The following is a 24842-nucleotide window of genomic DNA, read 5'->3' as shown; positions in this document are numbered from 1 at the left end:
ACTTGCAATTGCGAGCGCACTACGGCCATCTGTGAACCTGATGGCATCAGAAAAGTGGTCGTCTGCTGATAGTGCATTTAGTCATCTCAATTTCTCCTGTTAATGATGCTTCCTTCGTTATGTATCCCCCGCTTATCAGCGTATGAAGATGAAAAATTTTGAAAACGACATTCGTTCAGAGGTTTTCAAAAGGGTAATGCCTGCAATTGCCATTCTGGAAATAACGTTATTTTTCATTTAGTTGAACTGTGATCTTGATGGCTATTATTTATTGTTACATTATAACGTAACTAAAAATGTCGCATATTTGAACCCTTTCTTTAATCTGTCGTCTCAGGACCAGTGGGTAACTGACTGATTTTAAGAATTTAAGGACGAGGTGCATCATAATGTTTCAAAGGCAGTGGCTAAAGCAATTTTACATGCCAGCATTCATTTCTTTTTATATTGGTGTCTTATTAAACACGCCTGTTTTTATCCGCCGTTATAATCAACTGCATTTTGATAATAAACTTGCGTTAACTTTCGAAGTTATAGCTGCCTTCTTTTTTGTCATGTCATTAACGCTGCTGATTTCCCTGACAGGAAAAATTCTGACACGCGTACTCCTGACGTTACTTGTTATTTTTTCAAGTGCTGCCAGTTACTACATGATATTTTATAACGTTGATATTGGTTATGGCATTATTGCTGCCGTTTTAGCAACTGACTCCTTAGATCTTTCAAAAGAGTCTGTTGGATGGCATTTTATTATCTGGTTAATCTTAGTTAGCATCCCGCCCCTGTGGGCAGTCTGGCGCGGAACGCGTACGCTTCCTGCTTCAAAAAATACAAAAAAGCGCGACTGGTATTGCAGAAGTGCTGTATTTTTCATCGCCGCTTTATGCTTCTGGCTGCCCTTAAATGTCATGGGAAAACTTCAGAACGAACAGGATAAAAAAACCAATCGAATGATGGCGAGTTATGGCGGCATTGTTGCAGGTACTTATTCTCCATCTAACTGGTTGTCAGGCATCGGATTGCTGGCATACAGTTCGCTCAGTCAGGCTGAAGATAATCATAATCTTTTCGATCCTTCCGAACATTTCCGATATGTTACACCCAAAAAATCAGATGATTTATATATTGTGTTCATTATTGGTGAGAGCGCACGGCGTGACCATATGGGGTTATACGGTTATGCCCGCGATAATACGCCTTATCTCGATCGTGAAAAAAATCTGGTTCACCTGCAGGGTTACTCATGCGATACCTCGACCAAGCTCTCGCTCCGCTGCATGTTTGTCAGAATGGGAGGCGCATCCGAAGCACCACAGCGCACCTTAAAAGAGATGAACGTATTCACGGTAATGAAAAAGCAAGGTTTTACTGAAGACTTATACTCCATGCAAAGTGAGGCATGGTTTTATAACAAGGTCATGGCGGACAGTTACTCACTCAGGGAATCTATTCAGGCCGAGAAACGTCACACCGGTCAGCCGGTGGATGATATGGCTCTGGTGAGTGAATTAAAGGATTCAATACAACAGCATCCTAAAGGAAAACATATCGTCATTCTGCATACGAAAGGCTCACATTACATGTATACAGAGCGTTATCCGCGCGAATTTGCACGTTTTAAACCCGAATGTCAGGGGATCGATGATGCCTGCAGTACACAGGAGATGGTGAATTCCTATGATAATAGTCTGCTATATATGGACTACTTTATTAAACAGACACTGGACACCCTGAGGGATAAAAATGCCATCGTTTTTTACGCATCAGACCACGGCGAGTCGATTTCTGAGAATATGCATTTCCATGGTACACCGCGCGATCATGCACCCTTAGCTCAGCGCACTATTCCTGTGATGGTCTGGGCCTCTGACAAATTCCTTGAGGATAAAGATAACAACGCCTCTTTTGAAAAATTAAGACAACTGCAGGACAAAAAAACACCGGTATTTCATGAAAAGCTATTTGACAGCATTTTAGGTTGCTCTGGATTTACATCACCTGATGGCGGTATTAATCCCTTAAGAAACTGGTGTTCCCATTCGCAGTAAAAGGGTGGTCAGCGCTTATAAGATCTGACTAAAAATGAAATCATTACGAAAAGGTGAACTGAATACTTTCATTTCACCTTTTTTTACCTGCACTCACACTGTTCTTGCTCCCGGTGATCACCGACTCCACCAGGATTCAGAAGCGTCATCTTTCTCAGACTGCCTTTGTCCGTCATCCCTGCATCAGCATGCTTCAACACAGCCAGCCAGGAAATATCCCGATTACTGTGCTGCCGATCGCGTTATCAGCCATGGCAGCTAAGCTTAGTTGACAATCACCCGGCCGGAAGAGAGTCCACATCCGGACGCAAGCAGGAGAAGATCATGAAAGCAGTAATTTACAACGGTCCCTACGATGTAAAAGTTAAAGACGTACCTGATGCGAAAATTGTTCGTCCTACAGATGTCCTTGTCCGCATTACCACCACTAACATCTGTGGGTCTGACCTGCACATGTATGAGGGCCGGACCAGCTTTGAGCAGGGACGTATTCTGGGGCACGAAAACATGGGTGAGGTGGTTGAAATTGGCTCGGGCGTTGAGCGTATCAAGGTCGGTGACTATGTCTGTCTGCCATTCAATATCGGATGCGGTTTTTGCGAGAATTGTGAAAAAGGTCTGACGGGATATTGCCTTACCGCCAATCCAGGTACAGCGGGAGCGGCCTATGGGTTTGCTGAAATGGGCTCCTGGGAAGGCGGTCAGGCGGAACTGCTTCGGGTTCCTTTTGCAGATTTTAACTGCCTCGTGCTTCCGCCTGACGCAGCAGAGAAAGAAGATGACTATGTGATGCTCTCGGACATTTTCCCTACCGGCTGGCATGCAACAGAACTTGCCGGATTAAAGCCCGGCGAAAGCGTTGCCATTTATGGCGCGGGGCCGGTGGGTTTGATGGCTGCACACTCAGCCATCATAAAAGGTGCTTCACAGGTATTCGTTGTGGATACACATAAAGACCGTTTAGCGCTGGCAGAAAAACTGGGGGCAACGGCCATCAATGCTGTTGGTGATGAGGCCGTGCAGAAAATTCTCGACCTGACGGACGGGCGTGGCACCGACTGTGGCTGTGAATGTGTGGGTTATCAGTGCTGTAACAAACATGGCCATGAAGACAATTCAGTCACCATGAACAGTCTCGTTGCGTCAACGAAAGCAACCGGGGGAATCGGTGTCGTTGGCGTATTTGTCCCTCAGGATCCGGGAGCTTCTTCGGACCTTGCCAAAGAAGGTAAGATGCCCTTTGATTTCGGGAGTTTCTGGTTTAAAGGACAGGCAATCCGCACCGGTCAGGCTAATGTCAAAGCCTATAATCGTCAGTTGTCACGCCTGATTCATCAAGGTAAAGCCAGCCCGGGAGACATAATCTCACACCGTCTTTCGCTTGCAGAAGCGCCTGCGGGATATAAGCATTTTGACGACCGCGATGAAGGATGGACGAAGGTTATCCTGAAGCCATAACATAAGTTGGCCGGTAAGCAAAAATCGTAGAAATGCTGAAGTGCCGACGGGATACCATTGCGTATCCCGTCATTATTTTGCTCTGTTTCAGCAAGCCACCCTGCCTCTTGTCAGCCACTTATTAAACAGGCATTCCGTTCTGTTCTTTGTCATCACATCACATCACATCACATCATGTCATGTAGCCCTGTAATGCTTCTGTTTTCTACTTTAAAAGAGACGGGCACCTCAAAACCGGGAGAAGGGGCAGGCCTTTCATGAAATCATCTGCACAAAATGCCGCTACATTAAACAATAGAAAATTTAAAGATTTACCTCGCTTATATAAGCTGTGATCGGGCCGATAACATGACTGCCATTTTTTTTTCTCACCGGGAGCCGTTATGTTAGGTAAATTATTCAGAAAATCACCCTCCGCAGCAGAGGTCATTTCATCCACAGTGCCTGAAGTGTTAATTGAAGAGTTCCAGCCACGTAGTCAGCTACCCGAACGTCTGGACAGCTTTTTGGCCCTGCTGCCAGAAGTGTTATGGATATGTGAGGGTAAAGACATCAACGAGAGCACGCCGCTATGGATTTCATCGGCAGCGTCGTTAGGTTTGTCACGCGGAAGCAGTAATACCACGACGCTCTCAGCGCTCTGTTCCCTTGTTCATGAAGAAGATAAAAGCCATTTCAGGCATCTTTTACGAAACCCGCAGGCCCCTGTTTCTCCCGACGTAAAGCAAAGATGCCGTTTCAAGACAGCGGGCGGAAGTTATGAGTGGTTTCAGGTGGCTATAAAACGTGAGCGCAGTCCGGACAGCCAGAGTCAAAGACTGACTGGAATGTTGCTGAACATTAACGATGATGTTGCGCACGAAAGTGAATACGACATTGCCATGACCCGTTTCAACCTGTCACGTGAAATGCTGAATGACGGCCTCTGGGATCTTCAGATTATTAATGGTGACCCTTTACATCCGAAAAATGTGTTCTGGTGGTCTCCACAGTTCAGGAAACTGCTCGGATTCGAAACTGTTGAAGAGTTTCCTGACGTGATAGACAGCTGGGCTTCGCGTCTACACCCGGACGACAGCCATCACACGCTGGATGCCTTTATAAAACACCTTAACGATCATTCAGGCGCAACAGGTTATGACGTTGACTACCGCGTCAAACTCAAAAACGGCAATTACCGATGGTTCCGGGCCCGCGGTCAGACCCGACGCGACAAAGACGGCGTACCTTTGCGGGCGGTCGGGGCCCTGATTGATATCCAGACACTAAAAGACCGGGAAGCCCAGGCTGAGCATGAACGTCAGCGAAGACATGAGGCTGCAGCGTCTGTCAGTGAAATTGCTGATTTGGTCTCCGAAAATGCAAATATCGCTGCTCAGATCAAACTCATCTCATTGAACGCCAGCATTGAGGCCGCAAGAGCAGGGGTACAGGGGCGGGGCTTTTCCGTTATTGCCAGTGAAATTCGCGAACTGGCGGACAGAACCGCTGAGATAACCGAAAACATTAGCCGCCTGCAGGTCCGGCTGGAGGCTCTGTCGCATTAAGGAGCCGTCAGGTAACATGCTGTTTTTTTTGTAATGTTGCCGAATATGTCCTTGATCCAAAAATCTTTCCGACGCCTCCATTATCCCGTTGATATTATCGCGCAGTGTGTCAGCTGGTATCTGGCGTACTCACTCAGCCTGCGCAACCTCGAAGAGATGATGGCTGAGCGGGGTATTATTGTTGATCACTCCACACTTCACCGCTGGGTCATCCGCATGGTGCCCCGGCTGGACAGGGCGTTTCGCAGATGTAAACGCACAGTGGGTCGTCGATGGCGGATGGATGAAACCTCCATAAAAGTTAAAGGTGAGTGGAAATACCTGTACCGGGCAGTTGACACTGATGGTCAGACCATCGACTTTCTGCTGACGGCTAAACGGGATGCAGCGGCAGCACTACGTTTTTTCCGCAAGGCCATGCGCCACCACGGTGAACCGGAGGTTGTGACCATTGATACAAGTGGCGCCAATACGGCAGCGTTGACCATACTCAACGCCGGTAAATCAGCAGATGGAAGCATCAGGGTCAGACAGAGTAAGCACCTGAACCACCTGGTGGAACAGGATCACCGAAATATCAAGCGCCGGATACGGCCCATGCTGGTATTCAAATCATTTCGGCGAACGCAGACGATACTGGCTGGCATTGAGTTAATGCACATGATACGCAAGGGTCAATTTCATCATTCAGCCAACAGTGAATTGTCACCGGCAGAGCAATTTTATCTGTTGGCTGTTTAATAAATCGGCAATGCCACTTTTGCTGACTTGTCTACGCTAATGCGACAGAGCCGTTAATACGGTAGAAAGATCAAAACAGATTAATGATCCTCTCTGTCCTTTTGTGATGGACTTCATAAGACTCACTGGGCAGCGAGTTTTTCTATGTTGCCAGCGACATGCTTTATCTATCTCTGACCGCCTTGCTCTAATTTATCCGCTAAGCATTTACAATAAAAGGCGGTTCAAGTGGAGAAGTTACTATACGGTGTTGCTTACTATCGTGAATATATGCCCGAAGAAAGGCTGGATGATGACATACGCCTGATGAAGGCGGCAGGCATTAATGTGGTTCGTATTGCTGAAAGCACATGGAGTAGTTATGAACGACAGGATGGGGAATTTAACTTTTCCAGCGTACTGACCGTTCTGAACCGCATGCATGCTAACCATATCGCCGTCATCATCGGCACGCCAACCTATGCCATCCCTGCATGGCTTGCGAAAAAACATCCTTCGGTTATGGCCACCACCCCACAGGGAGTGAACAAGTATGGTCACCGTCAGAAGATGGATATCACCAGCCCGATTTACCTACGATACGCCGAGCGGGTTATTCGCAAATTGTTAGACGCCACTGCCAGCCATCCAGCCGTGATTGGTTATCAAATCGATAATGAGACTAAATATTATGATACCTGCGGAGAACCCGTTCAGCTTGGCTTTGTGGAGCATCTGAAAAAACTGTTTGATAACAATGTTGAAAAAATGAATGCCGAGTATGGACTTGATTACTGGAGTAACAGGGTCGACGCCTGGGAAGATTTCCCACCGCTTGAAAGTACTATTAACGCAAGCCTGGGTGCCGCTTTTCAGCGCTATCAGCGCGGATTGGTCACGGACTTCCTGGCCTGGCAGGCAAAACTTATCAATGAGTATCGTCTCCCTGGTCAGTTTATTACGCATAACTTTGATTTTGAGTGGCGGACCTGGTCCTTTGGCGTTCGTGGTGAAGTTGACCATTTTACGGCCTCTTCAGTGCTGGACATTACAGGGGTAGATATTTATCACCCAGGCCAGCATCAGCTTACCGGTGTGGAAATAGCCTTCTGCGGTGACATTGCGCGTACGACAAAAGACTCGAACTATTTTGTTCTGGAAACGCAGGCGCAAGCGTTTAAGAACTGGACCCCTTACCCCGGCCAGCTCTTTCTCCAGGCTTTCAGCCATATTGCATCTGGTGCCGCGATGATAAGCTACTGGCACTGGCACTCTCTGCACAACTCATATGAAACGTACTGGAAAGGACTGCTCAGCCACGATCTCGAGCCAAACCCTGTCTATAACGAGGCTAAAAACATCGGTCAAACCCTGGCTCGTCTTTCTCCGCAGCTCACGGGCCTGAAAAAGCATAATCGTGTCGCACTGCTCGTCAGTCAAGACTCATTGACGGCTATTGACTGGCATCCTCACAAGGGGCACCAGTTTGGCCGTCATAAGGAGCATCAGTATAACGACACGGTACGCGCTTATTATGATGCCCTTTACCGCCTCAACATTGAGGTGGATATTCTTGCGGTTGACGATCCCCGGCTGTCCCGTTATCAATTGCTGATTGCCCCCCTGCTTTACGCCGTTTCTGAATCATCTCTGCAACGTCTGAATCAGTTTACCCAAGAGGGCGGACACATCCTGTACGCCTTCAGATCTGGCTTTGCCAATGAACACCTCAAAGTCAGACATGTCAGACAGCCAGCCGTCATCAGGGAAGCTGTTGGCGCAAATTATCAGCTATTTGTTGAGCCGCACGAAGTGACGCTTCAGTCCGATCAGCTAAACATCCCTTCCGGACAAGCCATTGTGTCTGACTGGATGGAGCTGCTGGAAGCCGATGCCAGCGCTGAAGTCTGGGCCAGTTATAGGCACCCCTACTGGAATAAATATGCGGCTATCGTTCACAACCAGTATGGTGCCGGAACGACAACCTACGTTGGCTGCAGCATCAGTTCTGAAGCCGTGGAAGCGGTGCTTCTCCGACTGATTGAAAAAACAACTCTGGATGTCGCCACTATATCGCTGGACTATCCGGTAACGGTGAGACATACGGTTAACCGTTCAGGCAATACCGTTCTTTTCTTCCTTAACTACTCCAGCCAGCCTCAGACCATGACCCTCACGTTTAATGCTGACGAGTTATTGAGCGGACAGCATTACTTGCAGGGGCAGTCGCTCAACCTGGCGGATTGGGGCGTGGCGATTTTTGAAGTGGAGAAACAATGATGACCTCTAACTCATCAAGTCATGATCTGCAGCGTATTAGCATACGGGAACGTCTGGCCTTTGGCGTGGGTGATTACGGCACCAATTTAACGTATACATTAATGGTGACCTTTCTGGCGTTTTATTACACCGATGTTGTAGGCATTTCTGCTCTGCTGGTTGGATCACTGATGTTCTTTGCCCGTGTTCTGGATGCCATTATCTGTATTTATGTAGGTATACGCATTGATAAAACGCGCTCCAGCCTAGGCAAAGCCCGGCCCTGGGTGCTGTGGACCGCCGTTCCGTTTGGTCTGTCAGCCATTTTAATGTCGACCGTCCCGAACGCCAGTTACACACTGAAAGTGATATACGTCTGCATTACCTATCTGCTAACCAATATTATGTTTACCGCGAATAACATTGCCTACGGTTCGCTCCTCGCTTTAATCACGCGTGATAATTATCAGCGTGGCATGCTGAGCGTCTTTCGGAAGGGATTTTCAACCTGTGGTTCACTTACTGTAGGGGTATTAACATTGCCGCTGGTAGCATTTTTTGGGAACAGCAGCACGTCTTGGATGATCGTATTCGCTATTTTTGGCATATTTACCTCCGTATTTTTGCTTCTAACCGCGCTGGGTACCCGGGAGCGCGTAGAGCCGGTGAACAGCAATAACAGCCAAAGAATTAATGCCAGGCAGGTCACGCTTTCAGTAATGGCAAATCGCTACTGGCTCATCATTTTTTTCTATCTGATGATCACGTTCACCAGCCTTACGGCATTGTCAGCAGTGGGGGTGTATTATTCAAAATATGTTCTTGCCGATATATCACTGATTGCATACATCAGTATGGCCCAGTATATACCAGGGTTGCTTACGCTGATGATCATCCCCGCGCTGCTTAAAAAACTGGGGAAACGGCGCCTTGCCATGCTCGGATTAACCATTTGCTGTGTTGCTTACCTGCTCCCATTGTTCGACAAGCAAAATGCGTTGTTTGTGATAGTGGCAACGGCGGTACGTAGCGTGGGATTTTGCGGCATTGGTGCCACTATGTTCGCCCTTCTGGCAGACACTATCGACTACGGTGAATGGCGAACCGGGTTACGTATTGAAGGCATTCTCTTCAGTGCAGGTACGCTGGGTCAGACACTTGGTATGGGGCTGGGTACGGCAAGTGTAGGCTGGATACTGGGTGCGGCCGGATTTGTTAGTGGTGGTGGAGCCCATCAGTCTGAAACCGTCATCAACACTATCGAATTTTTGTTTATCTTTTTCCCGCTAATCCTTGCGGCGCTAAACCTGGTACTACTCTGGTTCTACAAGCTCGATGATTTCTATCCCCAGGTAGCACAGGATTTATCTGCCGGCCGTTATCAGCAATCTGAGGGAGCGAACCCTGCGGCCATGAGTGACGGTTTGCTAAATCCGAAGTGATTTCTGCTGCATAAGATTACATCTCCCCTTCAGCAAGGGGGACAATATAGTATCTAAAATTTTGAAACAGGAACGGGTGAAAATGGAAGAAATGAATGAAGCAGATTTGTTAAGCTTTTCGCCGCTAATGAAAAGATTCTCTTTTAATGCATTCATGGTTTCCGGATTCACCCCTATAAACCCTGGCAGTAAACTCGATTTTTTTATCCATCGCCCTAACGGAATGAAAGGTTACATGATTAATCTGACGTTGAAAGGCGAAGGGATTATTTATCATGCAGATGGAGAATTTTATTGTCAGCAAGATGAGATGCTGCTATTTCCTCCTGGTGTTATTCATCACTACGGTCGGGCAAAGGAGAGTATTGCCTGGGATCATCTTTGGATCTATTTTATCCCCCGCCCTTACTGGACTGACTGGCTGCGCTGGGACAATAAACAGGGAGACATCGGCCGCATGAAGCTTCCTGATAATTTGCACAGCAAGGAAATGGTTCAGCTCTTTAAGGAGGTTATATCGGGTAATGCAGTAGGAGCATCCCTGCCGGAAGCACTGGCCATGAATGCGCTTGAGCGTATCATCTTAAAGGCTTTCCAGCTTCAGCCGGCCAGCAACCAGCATAATCGGGATCCGCGTGTTCTGATTGTCTGTGATTACATCAATAAGCACCTGTCCGAAGATACCCGTATCGAAGCGCTTGCGCGCCTGACCTTCCTCTCAGCTTCACGGCTCACTCATATATTCAGAAAAGAGATGGGCAATACCATTTACGGCTGGCGTGAACAACAGCGTATTTCTCGCGGCTGTGATCTCCTTCGATATACCCAGCTGAATATCACTCAGATTGCTCGCGCGGTAGGCTATGAAGACCCACTTTATTTTTCACGCGTGTTCAGTCAGCATAATCAGCTGAGTCCACGCGATTACCGAAAAAATTTTGAAAGAGCTTCCCTATTTTAGCAATGCAGAGCCTTTATGCTCTTCAAGCGTGGCCACAATTTTGCCCTGTTTTAATTAAGGGGTGCCAGTAAGTATTGGAAGCAATAACGAACTCCTGCTTCTCGCTTCTGGAAGACATCAGCTTAGTGCCAAAAGCGGACCTTCATCCGATAAAAACACATCACAGCCGCAAAAGAGCAGGAATGTCATAACAAGCAGACGGTCTGAACAATGATTAATATCCCAGCGTCCGGTCCACTTCATTGACAAGAGGAGTGCCGTTCCTCATCCATTGCAAGTTATCAATGAACTGGTCCACAACCGGCTCTGTTGATGGTTGCGCGGCAATATGAGGTGTCACCAGAATTTTCATGTGGCCCCAGAATGGAATATCGGGGCCTAACGGTTCCGCGGCGAAAACATCCAGTGCAGCGCCGCTGATGTGTCCGTTCTCAACGAGCTCAAGCAGATCCTGCTCTACCAGAATTCCCCCGCGGGCCACGTTGATGACATAACAACCCTTATGCAGCCTGGAAAGCATATGTCTGTTCAAAAGATGACGCGTCTCGTCAGTCAGCGGAAGCAGACATACCAGAAAGTCACACTCTTCCAGAAAGGCGACCAGGTTCTGCTGTCCGACAAACCGCTCAACACTGACATTACGTGATGCAGTGCGGGTCCAGCCGATTACCCGGAATCCGAGCGCAGCGACGGCTTGAGCGACCACCACGCCTGTCTGACCAAGCCCCATGATCCCCACGGTTGACTGACTGGCGCTGGCAACAGGTAAGCGCGACCACTTCGCAGAAGCGTGCTGCCGCTCAAGCGTTCGCAGATCGCGAAAGTGACGCAAAATCTGCATTACGACATACTGAGACATACTGTATCCCAGCCCGATGTCACAGGCGCGGGTCACTTTTACCTCCGGAGGGAGTTCGCGGGCCTGAAGTATTCCGTCAGCCCCGGCCCCCACCGACGCCACCAGTCTGAGCTGCGGCAACCGCGGTGCTGTTCCTTCAGGCAGGGAAAAGGTAAAGATGGGGCTCTGTCGCATTAAGGAGCCGTCAGGTAACATGCTGTTTTTTTTGTAATGTTGCCGAATATGTCCTTGATCCAAAAATCTTTCCGACGCCTCCATTATCCCGTTGCTATTATCGCGCAGTGTGTCCGCTGGTATCTGGCGTACTCACTCAGCCTGCGCAACCTCGAAGAGATGATGGCTGAGCGGGGTATTATTGTTGATCACTCCACACTTCACCGCTGGGTCATCCGCATGGTACCCCGGCTGGACAGGGCGTTTCGCAGATGTAAACGCACAGTGGGTCGTCGATGGCGGATGGATGAAACCTCCATAAAAGTTAAAGGTGAGTGGAAATACCTGTACCGGGCAGTTGACACTGATGGTCAGACCATCGACTTTCTGCTGACGGCTAAACGGGATGCAGCGGCAGCACTACGTTTTTTCCGCAAGGCCATGCGCCACCACGGTGAACCGGAGGTTGTGACCATTGATACAAGTGGCGCCAATACGGCAGCGTTGACCATACTCAACGCCGGTAAATCAGCAGATGGAAGCATCAGGGTCAGACAGAGTAAGCACCTGAACCACCTGGTGGAACAGGATCACCGAAATATCAAGCGCCGGATACGGCCCATGCTGGTATTCAAATCATTTGGCGAGCGCAGACGATACTGGCTGGCATTGAGTTAATGCACATGATACGCAAGGGTCAATTTCATCATTCAGCCAACAGTGAATTGTCACCGGCAGAGCAATTTTATCTGTTGGCTGTTTAATAAATCGGCAATGCCACTTTTGCTGACTTGTCTACGCTAATGCGACAGAGCCGTCACAGCGGCGCAGCCATTACCCATGCCTTTCTCATTTCGCTTCTCATAATGGTCGCCTGCCTGACTATCGGGGCAGCACTGTGTACCCGGCTTATCCGGCTCGGATCGCTCCGCGAGCCCGGCCCGCGTATCCCAACGGTAACTAGCAGGCTCAGCTGGCTGCGTTGCAGCGGCCAGCAGATAGACTCTCTGTTTTCACTTATGTGGTGCACAGCCTATGCATCGGAATCTGATCGCTTCTTCAATCCGGAACGACAGAAGAGTGGCCACTATTTCAGAAGTCATCGATCAAGCTGACAGGGCAACAGACCCTGTTCGCAATAAGTGAGGAGCAGATGCGCCATCACTGATATCAACCGTACTGACAGGCATCACACACATATTGGACGGAATTGCGCCGCGAGGCCAGGAGTAATGGTGCATTTCAGAGCCCTGATCGACAACATTGCGTCATCGTCCATTACAGAGCTGGTTAAAAAGCATGCTAAAGCGGGGTTGGTTAAGCTGGCGCAGTAACAAAGCTAACGGGGTGCTTTAATCGGTCAAATGAACTGCACCTCATCAGTCAACAAGGCTTGTAAAAATTTCACAGGATTACGGCCAAAACGCAGTTAAATGGTCTGGTTTTAACAGGCACGTGATGCCTGGACGAAAAAAAATGGGGCCCTGAGGCCCCATGCTACTTAGCGTTTCTTCGGCGTCTGTTATTCAGGCAGGGCGTAAACCACCACCTGATCACCCACCTGATCTTTCAGGATGGTATTACCACCCGCGACAAACGCCACATACTGACGGCCTTTGTACTCGTAGACCGATGGGTTAGCTACCGCAGGGGCTTCTGCCTGATCGGACCATAATTCTTCGCCGCTCTCAACAGAGTAGGCGCGAACTTTTGCATCCATTGAAGCACCGATGAAAATGACGCCACCTGCCGTTACAGCCGGGCCGCCAATCGTCGGGGAGCCCCAGCTTTCTGGCATAAAGAAGCCATACTGCTGTGATGCGCCAACAGGACGACGCCATTTAACGTCACCGGTGTGCATATCAATTGCGACGATTTCACCAAATGGCGGCTGCCAGCACGGCATACCCAGCCAGTTGTTTGCAACCATCAGGCGCAGGCCGTAGGGCGCGCCTTCCTGAGGGGCAAAACCGCTTTCATTGCCGGAACCGTTATCCGCTTTTTCATAATCTTTGCGGCTGTAAAGTTTCACATACTGCACAATGTGAGAGGTGTTAACGATAGCAATCTGTTTTTGTGGATCGAACGCCACGCCGCCCCACTGTACGCCACCGGCACTGTCCGGGTAGGTCAGTGCACCTTCGCCTTTGGTCGTTGGCGGCGTATACATACCCTCATAGGTCAGCTTATCCCACAGTCGTGAACACTGACCAGCACCCACCACATCCGCCAGTTTCCAGATCGCTGGTTTTTTCGACTGATCGAGCAGCGGCGCAGGTTTGGTTGGGAATGGCTGGGTTGGCGAGAGCACTTCACCCTCTACGGATCCATCACCCTGAGGCACCGGTCGCTCTTCAATCGGCCAGACATCCTCGCCGGTCAGACGGTTAACCACAAACAAAAAGCCCTGCTTGGTGGCCTGAATCAGTGCCGGGATCTGTTTACCGTTGACGGTGATATCCATCAGCGTTGGCGCAGAGTTGATGTCGTAATCCCACACATCGTGATGTACCCACTGGCGGGACCAGACAACTTTACCGGTATTAATATCCAGTGCCGTGGTCGAAGTACCTAGTGGAATAGGCGCGGTGCGGTTACCGCCCCAGTAGTTAGGAGACGGCGACGAGACAGGCAGATAGACCAGACCGTGCGCTTCATCGGCAGACATATGGGTCCAGACGTTAGCCGTACCGGTGCGTTTGCGAACCTCCGCCGGAATGGCTTCAAATGTCCATTCACGTTTGCCGGTCTGCGCGTTGACGGCAAAAACGGTGCCTGGAGGGGCTTCAGCATAGGCCCAGTCTTTACCTGCCCAGCCAATCAGAAGATGGTTACCGACAACCGTGGGTGGCTGTAGCACCGACAGCGGGTATTTGGCATTCACAGTGTTCCACTGATTAAGATCTAATATGCCATTTTCCGCAAAATCGCTGCACGGCTTACCGGAATCCGCATCCAGCGCAAAAAGTTTGCCATCCACGGTTCCCATGTAGACGATCTTCTGACAGGCCTGGCCGGCAACCGGATTTTTAGCCTGCCAGTAGGATACGCCACGGTTTTTCAGAACCGGCTGAGTCAGCGCTTTACGGGATGATTTAGTGTCATAGTGCCACTTCTCTTTACCTGTGCCTGGGTCAAGCGCGATCAGGCGATCAAACGGTGTACCGATATAGAGTGTCTGATTGGCAAAAATGGGTGTTGCTGACCAGACGGTAGCGGGTGTATCGCCTTTACCATCGGAGACATCGCCGGTATGAAACTCCCAGACTTTCTTCAGTTTGCTGACGTTGTCAGCGGTAATCTGTTTAAGAGGACTGTATTTCTGCGCATTCAGCTGACCATGAAAGCTGTCCCAGGTGGCAGAGGCGGGCACCAATGGGGTGGCGGGATTATCCGCAGAGACGACATTTTCTGCACTATGCGTACCGCTTGATGCTTCATCAGTCGTTTTTGTCGTGCCTGGCGACTGTTGATTGGCCGCCTCAGCATCGACTTTTTCGCGCGCACCCATTGAGGCTTCTGCGGCTTTATCCTGCGCATGGAGAGTGAGCGGCGCAAGCAGCAGCGCCAGTGCCGTCATACTGACTTTCATGAGTGGAGAATAGTGATTGTTTTGCACAGGGGGTTCCTCAGGCGTTGACGCGATGGCGGACGGAGTGATTGTTAAGTGTAATCAGGCCAATCAGGCCGATCACCATCGCTGCGGTAATGATGTACTGATGCAGCAGCGCAGCAGCAAAACCGATACCGATCAACAGGAGTAAAGTCAGCACCATTAACGTAATGCGCGCACCACGCCTGGATGCGCCACGCAAAAGAAACGTCAGCAACGCCAGTACTACGCTGGCAATAGCCACACCCAGCGCTCCGATGGTGCCAGTCACGCCGGTCAGTGGTGTGAGCCACGCATACAAAGCGACCGCGAAGCCAATCACGGCAGCGAGTAGCATGAGTAAGCCGCCCAGGCGGGAAGGTTGAGAGTGCATCATACCGGTAAATCCTTTTTGAATTCGATCAGTCATTAAATATGGCGCACTGACGTAATTTTGCGGATTATTTTTCCTGAACCCGGTAAAGGGAACTATTCACGCAATCCACACAACGATTATTGGTCACTAAACCTCCTGTCGGAAGGTGAGCGCCCAACTGTTTTCCCCGTTCTTCTGTCTTTCAGCCCAAAGCGGTCAGAGAGTACGGGTATCGACGCGGAATTGCGCGTCTTGAGAAGGCGTATATGAAAACTATGCTCATCACCACAGTCGTAATCAGTTAATGCAGCCAGCAGTGTTTTACTTCGACAGGAGAAATGATGTTATGCAACGGATAATTAAGACATCGCTGTGCCCAAATACAGGACGTGCAGGCGCATGACATCTTGAATAAAGAGCAGCATAAAGATCAGTAAAGCGCCGGAGTGAAATGGCCGCTGGTGCGAGCGGCCATCATTATTCAGGGAACGCTTTGTATCAGTAACGGTTTACCCATCCGTTGAGCGTGTGAGGTTTTCCCATTGATCTATTTCCCGACCTAATGCGGCGAGATCCTGCCGTACTAACGTTAATGCATCACTGCCTAATAACAAATGCCTGGGTGGGTTCTGACTGTTAATTAATGTCAGGATGGCGTGAGCAGCCTTGACGGGATCACCGGGTTGCTTACCACTTTTTTCCTGACGTGCCTGACGAATGGGGTCGAATAAAGCGTCATAGTCCGGGATACTGCGGTCGCTACGCACCATTGAACGCCCGGCCCAATCCGTGCGAAACGAGCCGGGCGCCACGGCAGTCACATGTATATTAAAGGGTGCCAGCTCTTTGCTTAATGTCTCCGATATTCCTGCCAGTGCAAATTTGCTGCCACAGTAATAGCTTATGCCGGGCAGCGTAATGAAACTGCCCATTGAGGTGATATTAATGATGTGTCCACGGCGCCGATGGCGCATTCCCGGCAGGACAGCTTTGATCATCGCGACTGCGCCAAACACATTCACGTCAAACTGCCGTCGCATCTCAGCGAGCGAGGATTCTTCCAGAATGCCCTCATGGCCATAACCGGCATTATTTACCAGGACCTCAATGGGCCCGACGTCGGACTCAATCTCATTGACTACCTTATCAATACGCTCAACGTCCGTGACATCAAGCAGTCGTCCAAAAGCGCGCTGTGCATCAAGCGCCTCAAAAGCCTTTTGGGCTTCGCGGTTGCGCACAGTACCGATGACTTGATGGCCTGCGGCAAGTGCTTCCCGTGCCAGCGCGAGACCAAAGCCACTGCTGACGCCGGTGATTAAAATGGTTTTTGCAGATGTCATAAAAAAGAACTCCCATACAGTGTGAAGGTTGCATGGTATTCTCAGTATCGCCGCATTCTTAGGCCGTATCTTCTCTTTTTCTTGCCTGATTTTATGAGGTGGCGGGATGTCAGGAATCATTTCTCTGGTGAAAACACTTGCGGTGCAGGAGGGATACAACCTCACTGCCTTACCCGATGTGCGCATTTTGCGCTCCGACCGACCGCTTAGGAGAACGCCTGTCCTTTACGATCCGGGCATTGTGATCGTCTGCCAGGGCAGTAAATGCGGTTATTTCGGTCAGCAGACTTATCTATATGATGAGCAGCACTATCTGGCGGTTTCAGTGCCCGTACCCTTTGTGATGGAAACCGACGCGTCGGCAGAACATCCGTTACTGGCGATGTATCTGCATCTGGACTTTCAGCTTGCCGCTGAACTGATGCTGCAGATTGAGAAGCATGGCACCCCGCATCCCTCGGCAGTGCCGCAAAGCATGATGTCGAGCATAATGGATGACAGGGTTAAAACGGCTGTGCTGCGCTTGCTCGAAGTCCTGAATGATCCGCTTGAGGCGGAGATCCTGGGTCCTGCACGCCTTCGTGAACTCTATTTTCGCGTGCTGACAGGCGTACAGGGCAACGCAATGCGTGCCGCGCTGGCCTTACAGGGCCAGTTTGGCAAAATCGGCAAAGCGTTACAGCGCATCCATGCCACTTACGCGGAGCCGTTAACGCTGACACAACTGGCGATGGAGACGGGAATGAGCGTACCGACGTTCCATCATCATTTTAAAGCGATAACCCGGATGCCGCCGATGCAGTATGTGAAATCGATACGCCTGCATCAGGCGCGCATGCTGATGGTACGCCAGCAGATCACCGCGGCCGCCGCGAGTTATGCCGTTGGTTATGAAAGCCCGTCGCAATTTAATCGCGAGTTCAAACGCCTGTTTGGCTTGCCGCCAGCAGAGGAGATAAAACGTATGCAGCGTCATTTTGTTGTCCCGCCTCCGCAGCCAGCGTCGGTATTCATTTCATCGCATTAAGCTTTCTCAGTTTCGCGGAATAGGGCGTGCGGATTGGCACGCCAGTGATCTCATGTGGATTAATGGCCACCCATTATCCGTTCAACCTCTTCAGGTTTGTCATGCACACCAAAACGGTCAATGAGCGTGCGGGTTGCGTCGTTCATGCCCCGGATTTCCACTCTGGCACCCTCGCGGCGGAATTTAATCACGATGCGGTCCAGCGCGTTGATCGACGTAATGTCCCAGAAATGCGCGAACGTTACGTCAATCACCACTTGTTCCTGAGTTTCCTGAAAATCAAAGTGGCGGGTAAAACGATCTGCTGAGGCAAAAAAGACCTGGCCTGTCACTGTGTAGGTTCGGGTATCACCCTCCAGTGACGACCTGACTGTCATAAAATGGGCCACTTTTGTGGCAAAGTTCAGTGACGCAATCAGCACGCCGGTCAGCACACCAAACGCAAGATTGTGGGTTGCCACCACCACGACAACGGTCGCCAGCATTACGATGCTGGTTGAAACCGGATGGGTCCGCAGGTTCGTAATTGATCGCCATGAGAAGGTGCCGATGGAAACCATAATCATCACCGCAACCAGCGCCGCCATGGGTATCTGAGACACCCAATCGCGCAGGAAGATCACCATCAACAGTAGCACCACGCCGGCCGTGAGAGTGGAAAGCCGCCCCCGTCCACCCGACTTCACGTTAATCACTGACTGACCAATCATGGCGCAGCCCGCCATGCCGCCAATAAATGCCGTACAGACGTTGGCAATACCCTGCGCCTTGCACTCGCGGTTTTTATCGCTCGGGGTGTCGGTCATATCGTCCACAATAGTGGCGGTCATCATAGATTCCAGCAGCCCTACAACGGCAAGGCCGGCGGAGTAAGGCAGGATTATCAGCAACGTATCCATGTTCAGAGGAATGTCCGGGATAAGGAACACCGGCAGGCTATCCGGCAGCTTGCCCATGTCGCCTACGGTGCGCACATCTAAATGCAGCCACATGGAGATGGCGGTCAGCACCACGATGCAGACCAGCGGGGAGGGAAGGGTTTTATTGAGGTAGGGAAAGAGGTAGATGATTGCCAGGCCTGCGGCGATGAGCGCATAGACGTGCCAGGTGACGTTTGTGAGCTCTGGCAGTTGTGCCATAAAGATCAGTATCGCCAGCGCATTGACGAAGCCGGTCACGACCGAACGGGATACGAAGCGCATCAGGCTGCCGAGTTTCAGGTAGCCGGCGAGCAGCTGCAATATGCCGGTCATTACCGAGGCAGCAAGCAGATACTGCAGCCCGTGGTCCTTAACCAGCGTGACCATCAGCAGCGCCATTGCGCCGGTTGAAGAAGAGATCATCGCCGGACGGCCGCCAAAGAAAGCCATGACGATGGGGATACAGAATGCGGAGTAGAGTCCAACCTGCGGATCTACGCCAGCGATAATAGAAAAGGCGATCGCTTCTGGAATGAGTGCGAGCGCGACAACAATACCAGCAAGGACGTCACCACGGACGTTGCCCAGCCAGTCCTTACGCGTCGAGGACAGCAGCATAGTAATTTCTCAGATTTTGAATACAGTCAGCCCGGGAGGGCAAAAAGTTTCAGGTACAAAAAAGCACATCCGCAGACGGGATGTTTTCGAGTGTGCGACTGAGATTACTCAGTGCGACAGGGGAGGGTGAAGACTCAGGGTGGCGTAAGACGCATGATTTTTGAGTTCTCCTTTAAGGCAAAAAGGTGCCTGCAGGACTGAATTTAGCCAGCAGAGACGGTGGAGGCTGCGCTGACGGTGATGTCCGTTCTTATCCGGACAGGCAATCAACTATAAACGAAAGGGATGTGAGGTCAACATTTGAGCGCGCAGAAGGGTGTCGTTGACAGCCGCAGAAACGGGCATGCAGGTACGCGCCATCCGGGGCATAGCACAGTAATATGTGAAACCAGCTGAACAATATATGTGGAATGATGCATGTGTGTTGACGGCACAGAGATAGAAAGTCACACTGTTTTTTTACCCCTGTTATCGGGAGCTCTATCATGCCCCAGCTTTCTCCTCTTCAGCTCTTCAAAGGGCTGTCGGACGAAACGCGTTTAAACCTTGTCCTGCTTTTGCGCGAAAAAGGCGAACTCTGTGTGTGCGAGCTGACGCTTATACTGAAAGAAAGCCAGCCCAAGATATCGCGGCATCTCGCTTTACTCAGAGATACAGGCCTGCTGATTGACAGGCGAGAGGGCAAATGGATTCATTACCGGTTGTCACCTCACATGCCCGCCTGGGCGGCAGCAGTGATTGAACAGGCTTATCTTTGTCAGCGGGATGACATTTTGGATCTCAGCAAGCAGGCTGAACGGGACAACGTGACCACTAACGGCAAATCTGTCTGCATTTAAAAATTTTATACATACATATATGTTTTTTCATATGTATTTTGAATTGCTGTGCCCGTTATGACAGGCGCAGTATTAAAGGAGAGTGTATGTTTCTGGCGGGTGCAGTTTTTATCCTGACACTGGTACTGGTTATCTGGCAGCCGAAAGGGCTCAGTATTGGCTGGAGCGCCGTTATTGGTGCTGCGCTGGCACTGCTCACCGGCGTGGTGCATATCGATGATATTCCGGTTGTCTGGCAGATTGTCTGGAATGCCACGGCCACGTTTATTGCGGTCATCATCATCAGCCTGCTGTTAGATGAGTCTGGCTTTTTTGAGTGGGCGGCCCTGCATGTTTCACGCTGGGGAGGCGGCAGAGGCAGACTGCTGTTCACCTGCATTATTTTGCTGGGCGCGGCGGTGGCGGCGCTGTTTGCCAATGACGGTGCTGCACTTATCCTGACGCCCATCGTCATCGCTATGCTGCTTGCGCTGGGTTTCAGTCCGGCTGCCACGCTGGCATTTGTTATAGCGGCCGGCTTTATCGCGGACACGTCCAGCCTGCCGCTTATCGTCTCGAACCTGGTCAACATCGTGACGGCGGATTTCTTTAAGCTGGGCTTTAGTGAGTATGCGTCCGTCATGGTTCCGGTGAATATCGCCTCTGTTGCCGCCACGCTGGGAATGCTGCATCTGTTTTTCCGCAAAGAGATTCCGGTCACCTATGACCTGACCAGACTGAAGCGTCCACGGGAAGCTATTCGTGACAGGCGAACCTTTAAAGCCGGCTGGCTGGTTCTGCTCCTGCTGCTGGCCGGCTTTTTTGGTCTGGAGCCGCTCGGCGTGCCGGTTAGTCTGGTTGCGGCGGTGGCGGCATTTATCCTCTGGCTGGTTGCCCGAAAAGGGGCGGTTATTGATACAGGTAAAGTGCTGAAAGGTGCGCCCTGGCAGATAGTCATCTTTTCGCTGGGCATGTACCTCGTCGTGTATGGCCTGCGCAATGCCGGACTCACGGATTACCTATCGGCTGCACTGAACCGGTTTGCGGAGCACGGCGTCTGGGGTGCGACGATGGGTACCGGTTTTCTCACAGCCTTTTTGTCATCAGTGATGAACAACATGCCAACGGTCTTAGTCGGAGCGCTCTCCATTGACGGCAGCACCGCTCAGGGTGTGGTGAAGGAGGCGATGATATATGCCAACATCATTGGCTGCGACCTCGGCCCGAAAATCACTCCGATTGGCAGCCTGGCAACCCTGCTGTGGCTGCACGTTCTGGCACAGAAAAACATCAGCGTCAGCTGGGGCTATTACTTTCGCGTGGGCATTATCATGACCCTGCCGGTGCTTTTTGTGACGCTGGCCGCGCTGGCCCTGCGTCTCTCTGTTTAACCTTAATCTGGCGCTGCGTGCACGCACCGTCTTAAAGGAACATCGCTAATGACTGACATAACTATTTATCACAACCCGGCCTGTGGGACGTCTCGTAACACCCTGGCGTTTATCCGCAACAGTGGTGTAGAGCCTTTAGTGATTCTGTATCTGGAGACGCCGCCGACCCGCGACGAGCTGCAAAAACTGATTGCAGAGATGGGAATAAGCGTGCGCGAATTACTGCGCAAAAACACGGAACCGTATGAGCAACTGGGGCTGGCAGAGGACAAGTTCAGCGATGATGAACTGCTTGATGCCATGCTGGCTCATCCTGTCCTCATTAATCGTCCGATGGTGGTGACGCCGCTCGGCACAAAGCTTTGTCGTCCGTCGGAGGGGGTTCTGGAGATTCTGCCGGACCCGCAGCAGGGACCGTTTACCAAAGAAGAGGGTGGGAGTAATCAGTGAAACATCAGCGCGTCTGATAACGTCAACGTGGGCAGATTCGGTTACGCTTCAGGCAGACCTGAGAATACCTTGTGGGCATGCATCAGAGCGGATACGGCAGGGCCGCAGAGAGCGATGTTATCCGCAGCGGATAAAAGCGCGAAGGTAACCTGACCGTAAAACGGCTGGTTACTCTCAATTTAATTGTGAAAGGTTCTCAGTTAATGATAAAAAACCCGCCATCTTCAGCGGGTTGAACAGTTAAGTCGTTCAAATTCTATTGCAGACGCCAGCTCCAGCAGTGAAGTGGCACATTTCAGCCTGGAAGAAAACGCAAATTCTGCAAGACGAATTAATAATAAAACAGATTAAAGCGCTGACTCATCAAAAGCTTTGCCAGTTCTGATCACCTGCTGCCGCGACGGCAGGACCCGTGCGCAAAACGGGTGCGGCCGGTACCGGGCGGTTTACATTGCTGTGTGATGGCGACGCAGGGACAGACAATGAAGCGAGCGTGAAAGTATTGACCAGCTGGTTAAGTGACGCTGCCTGCTCCATCAGCGAACGTGAGGCTGCAGAAGCCTCTTCAACCAGCGCGGCGTTTTGCTGTGTTACATCGTCCATCTGATCCACGGCTTGATGAACCTGTCCGATTCCCTGAGACTGCTCACTGGCCGCCACGGATATTTCATCGACCAGATGAGTAACCTGACGAACGGCATCGTTCATTCTGGCAATATTTTCGCCCACACCTTCTGCCTGTGCTGAGCCAGCCTGAACAAAGCCCATAGACGATTCGATAAGCGCCTTGATTTCACGCGCTGAAGACGATGAACGCTGCGCAAGATTGCGGACTTCACCGGCCACGACGGCAAAGCCACGACCCTGCTCACCAGCACGGGCAGCTTCTACAGCGGCGTTGAGGGCCAGAATATTGGTCTGAAAAGCAATCCCCTCGATCAGTGAAATGATATCGGTGATTTTCGATGAGCTTCCCCGGATATCGCTCATTGTTGACAGCAGAGTGTGCACACGACCTGCACTGTCTTCTGAGATTTCATGCGCATTTTTTGCCAGCTGGCTGGCAAGACGCGTGTTTTCTGCGGTCTGACGAACGGTCTCACTCAACTCAGACATGCTGGCAGCCGTTTGCTCCAGTGAGGCAGCCTGCTCCTCAGTACGGGATGAGAGATCTTCGTTACCGGCAGATATCTGCGCCGAGGCTGAGCTGACCGACTGAGCAGAAGCTTCTACTTTTGAAAGCGAGGCTGAGACATTGCCGATGAGCTGATTGAAGGCCTTCGCGGTCATGCCGATTTCATCCCGGCGTGACTCGTCCACCCTGAGGGTAAGGTCAAGCTTCTCGCTGGCTGTTTCCATGGTCTTCCGCATACCATTCAGCTGACTACGGATGGCGAAAATAGTTTTCAACGCAAAGAATGCAAGAATAGTGATAGCCAGCGCGGAGCCACCCATCAGGCTCCAGAGTGTCACCTGATAACTCCGGTCGTTCTCAATTCTCAGGGCTTTACTGATGCCCACATTAAGCTGCAGCTGTTTCTTGTAACCTGCAATCAACTGGCGTGCCCATTCGCCAAGGCCGTCATTACTTTGAAGCGCGCCTAGCGCAACAGCGTCATTCTGTGCGCGTGAGCCAGCAAGAAACTCCGGAAGTGAGGCGTCAATTTTTTTTATGGTAGAGAATGCATCCTCAGTTAACTGCCGGTCTTCCTCATTGGAAATGTCGTTGCTGAGGTAAAACTGATTCATGGATTTGATATTGCTGATAGTTTCATCAATTTTTTTTCAACTTCAGCCTGGCGCCGGGGTTCTGTTGCACTCTGGTGGCGGTACAGCCAGATAATTAGCGTATTACTGTCGTCAATCAGTTTGCCCAGATCCAGAAGCGATGGAACCGTGTTTTCCTGCACATACTGAAAGCGGGACTGAAATCCGCCAGCAACGAAGACGGCCACGATAACCATCGCGACCAGCGCGGTAGAGAGAAGTGAAAAGGTGAGCAATAATCGCTGTGTAATTGTCATCTTTATTCCTGCTTTTTTAAGTGGTTAATGATATGGGCTGTCTATTTGAAAATATTCAGCATATCGATCGGCATAAAGATGAACTTAATTAGAAAAAAACTGATGTCTCAGGTAACTGAAGTTCAGTGCAGTGTCTTGACTGGCGTAGTCGTCATCGGGAACAGAAATACAGGTTGGGAGTAACGTCTGCTTCTGGCATAAAGCGGGCATTGATGGCATTAGCCATGAGAGGGTGCAATTGTCATACTGGACACAATTATAATTCTGTCCAGACCATGCAAATTGAAATCACAGGAAGAATTATGGACATCCAACTCACAAGCGTTACCCCGGACAGCCCAGGATTTGCTGAGTTAAGATCGCAGAGCATGGCTGAAGGATTTAACATGTTACGCCGACTGCAAGATAACTGGCTTAGCGGACAGAATCGCTTTGATAGACCAGGAGAAAAACTAATTGGGGCATCTATAGATGGATTAATGGTTGGCGTTTGTGGACTTAACATCGATCCATTTACCTCAGAAACTGGCATCGGACGTCTGCGACATCTCTATGTAGACTCAGGATGGAGAAAAAGGCAGATCGGCAGTGCCCTGCTCAGTGAGATAATTAAGGATTCTGACCGCTGGTTTGATTTTATCAACACAAACGCTCCTCCATTGGCATTCATTTTTTATGAACGAGCTGGCTTTGTTGCTTTAACTGGCATAGAAAAAGTCACCCACCATCTCTGCCTCAGAGACCCAGCGCGTTAATACAGTCATCTTGTGGATTGACCACATATTCTGTCCAGTGAACCTTTTTTACAGGAATGCCGGCCAGGGTATAGTCCTGGC

18 protein-coding genes and 1 pseudogene are annotated in these 24842 nt (G+C 50.5%); 13 read left to right on the top strand and 6 right to left on the bottom strand.

Going from position 1 to position 24842, the window contains the following annotated elements:
* Positions 1-389: 389 nt before the first annotated feature.
* The 7 genes from eptB (at position 390) to araC (ending at position 10435) form a co-directional block, all read left to right on the top strand.
* Complete coding sequence (eptB, locus tag KTJ90_RS21605; protein WP_442843829.1) at positions 390-2048, top strand: kdo(2)-lipid A phosphoethanolamine 7''-transferase; 1659 nt, start codon at positions 390-392, stop codon at positions 2046-2048.
* Between the two features lie 324 nt (positions 2049-2372).
* Positions 2373-3506 (top strand): glutathione-independent formaldehyde dehydrogenase, encoded by a 1134-nt coding sequence (locus tag KTJ90_RS21600; protein WP_008924432.1) that lies wholly within the window; start codon positions 2373-2375, stop codon positions 3504-3506.
* Between the two features lie 383 nt (positions 3507-3889).
* Complete coding sequence (locus KTJ90_RS21595; protein WP_442843830.1) at positions 3890-5053, top strand: PAS domain-containing protein; 1164 nt, start codon at positions 3890-3892, stop codon at positions 5051-5053.
* A 45-nt stretch (positions 5054-5098) separates the two neighbouring features.
* Positions 5099-5794: an IS6 family transposase gene (locus KTJ90_RS21590; protein ID WP_442843831.1), complete on the top strand. Its 696-nt coding sequence runs from the start codon at positions 5099-5101 to the stop codon at positions 5792-5794.
* Positions 5795-6022: 228 nt separating this feature from the next.
* Positions 6023-8053 (top strand): beta-galactosidase, encoded by a 2031-nt coding sequence (locus KTJ90_RS21585; RefSeq protein WP_008927170.1) that lies wholly within the window; start codon positions 6023-6025, stop codon positions 8051-8053.
* Positions 8050-9474 (top strand): MFS transporter, encoded by a 1425-nt coding sequence (locus KTJ90_RS21580; RefSeq protein WP_499026904.1) that lies wholly within the window; start codon positions 8050-8052, stop codon positions 9472-9474. The genes KTJ90_RS21585 and KTJ90_RS21580 overlap by 4 nt, the downstream gene beginning before the upstream one ends.
* Before the next feature lie 82 nt (positions 9475-9556).
* A complete protein-coding gene (gene araC / locus KTJ90_RS21575) occupies positions 9557-10435 on the top strand; it encodes an arabinose operon transcriptional regulator AraC (RefSeq protein ID WP_003848208.1) in 879 nt (292 codons plus the stop codon).
* 214 nt (positions 10436-10649) lie between these two features.
* On the opposite strand, the gene KTJ90_RS21570 is transcribed toward araC, so the two are convergent.
* Entirely contained in the window at positions 10650-11531 is an 882-nt protein-coding gene (locus KTJ90_RS21570) for an NAD(P)-dependent oxidoreductase (RefSeq protein ID WP_313045119.1), read from the bottom strand.
* On the opposite strand from KTJ90_RS21570, the gene KTJ90_RS21565 reads away from it, so the two are divergent.
* A protein-coding gene (locus tag KTJ90_RS21565) for an IS6 family transposase (protein ID WP_499026901.1) occupies positions 11517-12211 on the top strand; the annotation gives its coding sequence in 2 pieces (ribosomal slippage) (positions 11517-12090 and positions 12090-12211; 696 coding nt in all). The genes KTJ90_RS21570 and KTJ90_RS21565 overlap by 15 nt on opposite strands.
* Before the next feature lie 758 nt (positions 12212-12969).
* On the opposite strand, the gene KTJ90_RS21560 is transcribed toward KTJ90_RS21565, so the two are convergent.
* From KTJ90_RS21560 to KTJ90_RS21550, 3 genes are all read right to left on the bottom strand, one after another.
* Positions 12970-15027, bottom strand: a complete 2058-nt coding sequence (locus tag KTJ90_RS21560; protein ID WP_255694450.1) for a pyrroloquinoline quinone-dependent dehydrogenase — start codon at positions 15025-15027, stop codon at positions 12970-12972.
* A gap of 49 nt (positions 15028-15076) precedes the next feature.
* Positions 15077-15436, bottom strand: a complete 360-nt coding sequence (locus KTJ90_RS21555) for a hypothetical protein (protein ID WP_187513394.1) — start codon at positions 15434-15436, stop codon at positions 15077-15079.
* Between the two features lie 488 nt (positions 15437-15924).
* Positions 15925-16758: an oxidoreductase gene (locus KTJ90_RS21550; RefSeq protein ID WP_192378046.1), complete on the bottom strand. Its 834-nt coding sequence runs from the start codon at positions 16756-16758 to the stop codon at positions 15925-15927.
* Positions 16759-16864: 106 nt separating this feature from the next.
* On the opposite strand from KTJ90_RS21550, the gene KTJ90_RS21545 reads away from it, so the two are divergent.
* Positions 16865-17785 carry an AraC family transcriptional regulator gene (locus KTJ90_RS21545; protein WP_140915775.1) on the top strand — a complete coding sequence of 307 codons (921 nt, stop codon included), beginning with the start codon at positions 16865-16867 and terminating at the stop codon, positions 17783-17785.
* A 59-nt stretch (positions 17786-17844) separates the two neighbouring features.
* Here KTJ90_RS21545 and KTJ90_RS21540 read toward each other — a convergent pair whose 3' ends face one another.
* Positions 17845-19323 carry a SulP family inorganic anion transporter gene (locus KTJ90_RS21540; RefSeq protein ID WP_499026898.1) on the bottom strand — a complete coding sequence of 493 codons (1479 nt, stop codon included), beginning with the start codon at positions 19321-19323 and terminating at the stop codon, positions 17845-17847.
* A gap of 485 nt (positions 19324-19808) precedes the next feature.
* On the opposite strand from KTJ90_RS21540, the gene KTJ90_RS21535 reads away from it, so the two are divergent.
* The 3 genes from KTJ90_RS21535 to arsC all read left to right on the top strand — a co-directional run bounded on the left by KTJ90_RS21535 (position 19809) and on the right by arsC (position 21982).
* On the top strand, positions 19809-20162 hold the full coding sequence (locus KTJ90_RS21535; RefSeq protein ID WP_008924815.1) for a metalloregulator ArsR/SmtB family transcription factor: 354 nt from the start codon (positions 19809-19811) through the stop codon (positions 20160-20162).
* Positions 20163-20248: 86 nt separating this feature from the next.
* The gene (locus tag KTJ90_RS21530; RefSeq protein WP_105099633.1) at positions 20249-21532 is read left to right on the top strand and encodes an arsenic transporter; all 1284 of its coding nucleotides are present in this window, start codon (positions 20249-20251) and stop codon (positions 21530-21532) included.
* Positions 21533-21580: 48 nt separating this feature from the next.
* The gene (arsC, locus tag KTJ90_RS21525) at positions 21581-21982 is read left to right on the top strand and encodes a thioredoxin domain-containing protein (RefSeq protein ID WP_499026895.1); all 402 of its coding nucleotides are present in this window, start codon (positions 21581-21583) and stop codon (positions 21980-21982) included.
* Between the two features lie 363 nt (positions 21983-22345).
* Here arsC and KTJ90_RS21520 read toward each other — a convergent pair.
* A pseudogene (locus KTJ90_RS21520) lies at positions 22346-24006 on the bottom strand (methyl-accepting chemotaxis protein).
* A 302-nt stretch (positions 24007-24308) separates the two neighbouring features.
* Between KTJ90_RS21520 and KTJ90_RS21515 the strand changes: the two are divergent.
* Positions 24309-24761, top strand: coding sequence for a GNAT family N-acetyltransferase (locus KTJ90_RS21515; protein ID WP_110411859.1), 453 nt, complete (start codon positions 24309-24311; stop codon positions 24759-24761).
* Positions 24762-24842 lie beyond the last annotated feature (81 nt).

It is taken from the genome of Pantoea jilinensis, from assembly GCF_019104105.1.
In the GTDB taxonomy this organism is placed as follows: domain Bacteria; phylum Pseudomonadota; class Gammaproteobacteria; order Enterobacterales; family Enterobacteriaceae; genus Pantoea; species Pantoea eucalypti.
This window is presented reverse-complemented; position numbering and strand designations above follow the sequence as displayed.